This is a genomic window from Lewinella sp. (assembly GCF_050633125.1).
Classification (GTDB): Bacteria; Bacteroidota; Bacteroidia; order Chitinophagales; family Saprospiraceae; genus Lewinella.
The window spans coordinates 141,441-147,440 of sequence record NZ_JBOEFX010000025.1; the positions used below are offsets into that span (position 1 = coordinate 141,441).

A 6,000-nucleotide genomic window follows, 5' to 3' on the forward strand; every position below is an offset into this window, starting at 1 on the left:
GTCCCAGAATAGGCCGCGTTTCGGGATCTGTTTCGCAAGGGAAGGGAGGCGTTGTGCAAAGTCGGAGTTCGGAAGTGGGAAGTCGGAAGTATTTAGCGTACCCAAATTTCCTGACTAGCCCTGAAATACGTTGACACCAAATTAAGTAGAAAATGGGTTCAACGAAGAAGGTTAATCGTCCTAAAAGGCGTCGTAGTTACAGTGAAACGTTTAAAAAAGCGCGAGTTAAGGACTACGAAGCAGGTACCTTTAGTGTGGCTCAGATGAGCCGTTTATACGGTATCCATGGGAATATCTTATACCGGTGGATAACTAAGTATAGTGCGTACGATCAACAAAAAGCGATAATAGTGGAAGTACCCAATTCCCAGACCGAGAAGGTTAAATTATTGGAAAAGCGATTAGCCGAATTGGAACGTTCGCTTGGGCAAAAACAAATTAAATTGGATTACTACGAGAGCTTGCTAGAGGAGCTAGGAGAAGCCGGAATAGATGTTGAAAAAAAAAGTGGTTTTACGGCTCCCTTATCCGACTCTTGGCGAAATACGGATCAGAAATGAACAGCCCGAGTAATGAAGAAGTGTATGCTGTACTGGATACATCTCGTCAGGCATTGAGTCAGTTTATGTGTCGCCGTGAGGCCTATGATGACGTTGTCTATTCGGCAGAAGGGATGCTATTGGCTCACCGTGCAGATCACGGAGGTTTGGGCCTTGAAAAGGCTTACTTTATGATCCAGCCGGAAGGCCTGGGTCGAGATGCCTTTGTTCGTGAGATGACTTTCTTAGGGCATTCGTTAGAGCAAAAAAGGAACTATCATAGAACGACTCGGAGCAATGGTTTGCGTTATCCAAATCTGGTTAAGTTGCTTACAATCATTGGTTTAAATAGGGTTTGGCAGTCGGACACGACTTACTATCACCTTGGTGATAGGTATTACTACCTGACGTTTATCATTGACGTATACTCTCGGCTGATAGTGGGTTATAGTGTGAGCGATAACCTTAAAGCTAAAGCGAATATAGAGGCCCTTAAAATGGCGTTACGATGCCGTAAAGGGATGGATGTGAGGGAACTGATATTCCATAGCGATGGAGGCTCACAGTACCGCAGTGAAGCCTTTGTAGAGGTGCTGAGGTCACAAGGTATCAGTTCTAGTATGTGCATGATAGCACTGGATAATGCTTACGCAGAAAAGCTCAATGATGTGATTAAGAACGAGTACTTGTCATACTGGCAAATCGACAATTTTGTGAAGCTGAAAAGATGCGTAAAGAAAGCGGTTGACAACTACAACAAGGTACGTCATCATGGCCAGTTACCGATGCGAGTAGCTCCTTTAGAATTTGAACACTATCTTAGTGATAGTAAAACGCAAAAGCCACCTGTGTTACTGATACGAGATGGTCAAGCAGAGGAGTTGGAATACCAGCCAATGGCGGCTCAAAATCTGACTTATCCCGGTAGCGGAGCTTTTGGAGGGACAAGTCAGATTCTGCCCGCATTTGTTAAGCTTGGTTTGCCGAAAGAAGATGGACAACTAGCACTCAGCTTTTAAGTGGAATAATTGATAAACCTGTCAACGTTATTTAGGGAAGCTCATCCATCAACCATCAACCTCCAACCATCTAACCATCAACCAATCTAACCCTTTAGGTAAAGTGGAAATCGGTGATGTTTGATACCACTAGGGAAATCAAATCAACTTTTACACCTTTACACGCACCCAACCCTTTACATCCTGCTAATGCATCGGACACCCACATCCCACCGATCGGCAGGCATTGGTAAGGAAGACGAGGAGAAGAAGTAATAGGAAGAAGTATCTTTGTTGTTTCATAAGTGGTTAGTTGAGCACGCTCAAAGCGTTGAATAATAGACACTAAATTTTGTTATAGTAATCAAAATCTAAGTACCTAGTACCTACATAACATACCCTAAAGATAATCCATCCTATTAGTATGTCGAATACGGAGCACCTCTTAATTGCGATTTTAGACTGGGGGCTGGGGCATGCGAGCAGGTGTGTACCCTTGGTGAAGGCTTGGCAAGAAGAAGGAAAACGGGTGACCGTTGCCTCGGCAGGGAGTGCATTGATGTTGTTGAAAGCATCCCTGAAAAAGGTAGATTTTATTGAGTTACCCGCTTATGCGGTACGATATCCTAAGCGCTCGATGGTATGGAACATGGGAGTACAGAGCCCCCGATTGTGGAGGGTGATGAAGAAGGAACATCGAATAATAAGCGACTACGTTCGGAAGGAAGGAGTAAACCTAGTAGTGAGTGATGGCCGCTTTGGCTGCTGGAGCAAGGCGGTGAAAAGCGTCTGGCTGGCTCACCAGCTACAGATTCAGCATAAGCAACCTTGGCTGGCTTGGATGATGAACAAGGGGTATCACACCTTTGTACGCAGGCACTTCGCGGAAGTATGGGTGCCGGATATAGAAGGGGAGGAGAGCTTGGCTGGGGATTTGGCGCGGCCTATTGCAGGCTTACCGCATCGTTATTTGGGGGCATTGTCTCGCTTTGCTGGAAGGAAACAGGAGCAGGTAGTGCAAAAGCCTTATCAATGGTTGGCGCTTCTATCGGGGCCGGAGCCTCAGCGTGCGTACCTCGAAGAAGAGCTGATAGATTGCTTCAAAGCCTGGGACGTTCCGGCGCTGCTGGTACGTGGTGTGCCGGGCAGCAGCAGGCCCCAAGCCATCACGCCAAACCTCTCCGTTGTAGACTGGCTACTGGGTGACCAGCTGGCCACCACCATAGCGCAAACCGAGCGACTCATCTGTCGGTCGGGCTACAGCACGTTATTGGATGCTTACCATTGGCAAAAGCCCCTCTTACTCATACCCACCCCCGGGCAGACGGAGCAGGAGTATTTGGCGAAGTATTGGGCTAGTAGAGGTTGGGCGGAGTGGAAAAGGCAGGGGGAGGTTGGACGCGTATTAGGTGGCTAAAACCATAAGTTTGTAGAAAAAACAAATGATAGATTAGAGGATGAAGTCAGGAAAAATAAAAATTAGGGACTACTTATACCTATTCGTTAGTTTACTCGGATGCTTACATAGATAATGAGTTGAGTAACTTATTAGAAAACTTAGAAGAAATACGTATAATTATAGTTGACGATGATTTTGGGGACTTAGAATTGTATGAGCATCGACGGGGCTGGCATCGTACGCTATAGAGGGTTCGATTTGAGTAGCGAAACGTTATCGAGCTTGGTGCAAGGCAAGGAATTGCCAAAAGAGGAAGGCCCCGGTATTGATTTCGATAATAAAGAATCAGTGGTTACTAACGGTGGTGGGGCTCCGGGGTAAGATCCGGTTTATAACGGAGTGCAGTTGATGATGGAGCCAGAGATGTGGAGAATGGACGATGCCATCGAACAGGTGATTATTCGAAAATCATTGGAATCAACGGAACTGAAAAAACAATAATTTTAGGAGTGGTGGTTGTTTTGTGGTTCGTCATTATTAAAAAGTGGGAAAAAGAAGATAGTATCGACAAGCTATCAAGCCAATAATAATTCTAATTGATAGAAAGAGCGTTGAACAGGTATAGACCAAGATAAGCAGTAATATGAAGGCTTTATTCAAAAAAAAATTTCAAATACCGTTAGTCTTGATAACTGTTTTATTTAGCTGTAGTCAGCAAAAATCAGGTACTCAAGAAGAAAAAATAGGCGAGAATAGCCATGAGTTAGTATTCAAACCTCTTGATATAATTGTAGGGGAAGAATATGAAGAAGAGCTACTTGTTGCAACTGATCAAGCAACTCAGAAAATGGGCCTGTATAGTTCAGAAAAACAAGAGATTTTACCAGTAATCTATGATGAAGTCTATAGTGGGCTAGTTAATCCATATTATGTTGTTGTTCTTGAAAATCGACTTCAAGGACTATTTGATGTAAAAGGAAACAGAGTATGTGAGAGTTTGTATCATGGCTTTGTACTTTCTTCTGATCCTTCCATAATGATGGCCTATTTAGGCATAGCTGGCCAAGAAAAATGGATAGTCATCAATAATGAAGGGCAGCGGATTTTTGATGAGGCATATACTAGCGTTGAATTTATCAGCAAGGATTTAGTCATATTGAGGAATGACGAGTATAAATGTAGCTTGGCTTCAGTTAAAGGAAACTTTATTACTGCGTTTGAATTTGAATTACTTGAGGGTATTCGAGAGAATGAGAGGAATGAAAAGTGGTACATTGATAATGACATTGTAGCAACAGCGTATGTCGAATTGGCAAGAATATTTATTAATAGCAAAGGAGAAATAATCGAAAAATGAAAATATACCACAACAACAGGTGCTCTAAAAGTAGAAATTGTTACAACCTTCTAAAAGAGAAAGGCGTCGATTTTGAAACCATAGCATATTTGAAAAATCCTATGACAAAAGAGGAATTAACAGCCTTGTTGGTTAAGCTGAATATTCCCGCAGAAGAATTGATTAGAAAAGGAGAGGCTGATTACAAAGAGAATTTTAAGGGAAAAGAATTAACCGAATCAGAATGGGTGGATGCGATGGTTAAGTTCCCGAAATTAATAGAGCGACCAATAGTCGTTAAAGGCGACAAAGCCGTGATCGGAAGGCCAATAGAGAAAGTTATTCAATTACTTTCTGAGGGGAGTTAATAATAGAACTTACTATCTATACCCAAACCACTTAGTAACGGGTATATACAAGCGATGAGGTTAGAAAAGGATGGAAATGAATAAAACGAAGCTTGTGTTCCCGTTTTTTATAATGATTGGCTTTTTGAGCAACTTATCTGCTCAAGAAGAAGGAATAGTGGTAGATACCATCTATGATAAGTACTTGACCTGGAACGGATATTATCTGCTCATTGGGAATGAGCAGGAGAGCATATTGGTGAAAGGGGATACCATTAGCCGATTTCCGGTGCAGGTTGATGGATTTAAAGCAGGCAACTTGGGCGTTCCATTGATCCAAGTTGATGACCGATGTTATCTTTTGAATGATGAGCTAGACTTCGATCCTGATAAGTATGTAGAGATAAACCTGAGGAATGTATCAGACCTTTGCGTGTATGGAAATAAAGCTTCTTACGTAAAAGGAAGCAGTGTTTTTGTTGCCGATTTTGATACACACGAAACGAATTTTGTTCTTGAAAACGCTGGTGTCTTTAAAATCAATGAGCAATACATTTGGATACAAAGAAGGTCTACCGAGGAAGATTATATCTATCATTTTGAGACCAAGAAATTATCAAAGCTGCCTCCTGTGTTTATGTTTCCAGAAACGGAGCATCCTTACTTTGTTGTTAATGCGCCGTTGGATGAAAATGTGCATGTGCTAGACCTTAACCTAAACGATGTCATTTCACCAAGTGAAGGGTATACGGATTACCACATTGGGGGCGAACTACTGCTTGTTTACGGCAGACAAAAACCGGTTAAAGCCTTCTACAAAGATAAGCCACTGACCTTAGCGGAGGAATATGTAGATGTAGCATGCAATTACTACAGTAACATGTGTTTTCTAACCAATTCGGAAGCCAAAGTAGCAGTACTAAACCCGGACGGTGAATTTTTGACCCTGGCTATTTTTGATGAGTCGATTCATAATTCATTTCAAGATAAGGAGATCATTCTGATAAAGAAGGGCAATCTGCATCAGGCTTACACGCCTGGTTTTGAGAAAATTATTGAAGGGGATTATGATAAGGTGAGCTATGTGTCTGAGGATAGAATAATGGTCGAAAAAAACGGACGAATCAAAGTCGTTGATACCAGTAAAGTGGAGGTAATTCCCAACTTTCCTTTTATTCCTAGTTACATAAGTGCTTTTACAGAATATGGCCCGGAACTATTATTTGCCTATAACGGCACATCTCGGATGCTGTATGATTATAACGGAGCAGAAATTGTTGGATGGACCAACGAGAAGGGAGATGAATTTGTTAACTCTGGCAAGTTCTTTAGAGCGCTAAATCTAAGAACGGTAAACGCTTTAAGTGATGAACAAGAAGCG

General features: G+C 42.3%; 7 protein-coding genes. All 7 read left to right on the forward strand.

Annotated elements, in window-relative coordinates; all coding sequences use genetic code 11:
* Positions 1-152 precede the first annotated feature (152 nt).
* A complete protein-coding gene (locus tag ACRBG0_RS07880; protein WP_431486358.1) occupies positions 153-560 on the forward strand; it encodes a transposase in 408 nt (135 codons plus the stop codon).
* Complete coding sequence (locus ACRBG0_RS07885; protein WP_431486359.1) at positions 557-1,558, forward strand: transposase; 1,002 nt, start codon at positions 557-559, stop codon at positions 1,556-1,558. Before ACRBG0_RS07880 ends, ACRBG0_RS07885 begins: the two co-directional genes overlap by 4 nt.
* A 403-nt stretch (positions 1,559-1,961) precedes the next feature.
* A complete protein-coding gene (locus ACRBG0_RS07890; RefSeq protein WP_431486360.1) occupies positions 1,962-2,954 on the forward strand; it encodes a glycosyltransferase in 993 nt (330 codons plus the stop codon).
* Positions 2,955-3,149: 195 nt separating this feature from the next.
* Positions 3,150-3,317 carry a hypothetical protein gene (locus ACRBG0_RS07895; RefSeq protein ID WP_431486361.1) on the forward strand — a complete coding sequence of 56 codons (168 nt, stop codon included), beginning with the start codon at positions 3,150-3,152 and terminating at the stop codon, positions 3,315-3,317.
* Positions 3,318-3,579: 262 nt separating this feature from the next.
* Complete coding sequence (locus tag ACRBG0_RS07900) at positions 3,580-4,293, forward strand: hypothetical protein (RefSeq protein WP_431486362.1); 714 nt, start codon at positions 3,580-3,582, stop codon at positions 4,291-4,293.
* Positions 4,290-4,640 carry an arsenate reductase (glutaredoxin) gene (arsC, locus tag ACRBG0_RS07905; RefSeq protein WP_431486363.1) on the forward strand — a complete coding sequence of 117 codons (351 nt, stop codon included), beginning with the start codon at positions 4,290-4,292 and terminating at the stop codon, positions 4,638-4,640. Before ACRBG0_RS07900 ends, arsC begins: the two co-directional genes overlap by 4 nt.
* A gap of 76 nt (positions 4,641-4,716) precedes the next feature.
* On the forward strand, positions 4,717-6,000 hold a 1,284-nt coding region (locus tag ACRBG0_RS07910; RefSeq protein ID WP_431486364.1), incomplete at its 3' end, for a hypothetical protein.

Bases quoted from the DNA above. Each gene is read 5' to 3' on its own strand.
- ACRBG0_RS07885 (WP_431486359.1), top strand. From the start codon at position 557: ATGAACAGCCCGAGTAATGAAGAAGTGTATGCTGTACTGGATACATCT.
- ACRBG0_RS07900 (WP_431486362.1), top strand. From the start codon at position 3,580: ATGAAGGCTTTATTCAAAAAAAAATTTCAAATACCGTTAGTCTTGATA.
- ACRBG0_RS07880 (WP_431486358.1), top strand. From the start codon at position 153: ATGGGTTCAACGAAGAAGGTTAATCGTCCTAAAAGGCGTCGTAGTTAC.
- ACRBG0_RS07895 (WP_431486361.1), top strand. From the start codon at position 3,150: ATGAGCATCGACGGGGCTGGCATCGTACGCTATAGAGGGTTCGATTTG.
- arsC (WP_431486363.1), top strand. From the start codon at position 4,290: ATGAAAATATACCACAACAACAGGTGCTCTAAAAGTAGAAATTGTTAC.
- ACRBG0_RS07890 (WP_431486360.1), top strand. From the start codon at position 1,962: ATGTCGAATACGGAGCACCTCTTAATTGCGATTTTAGACTGGGGGCTG.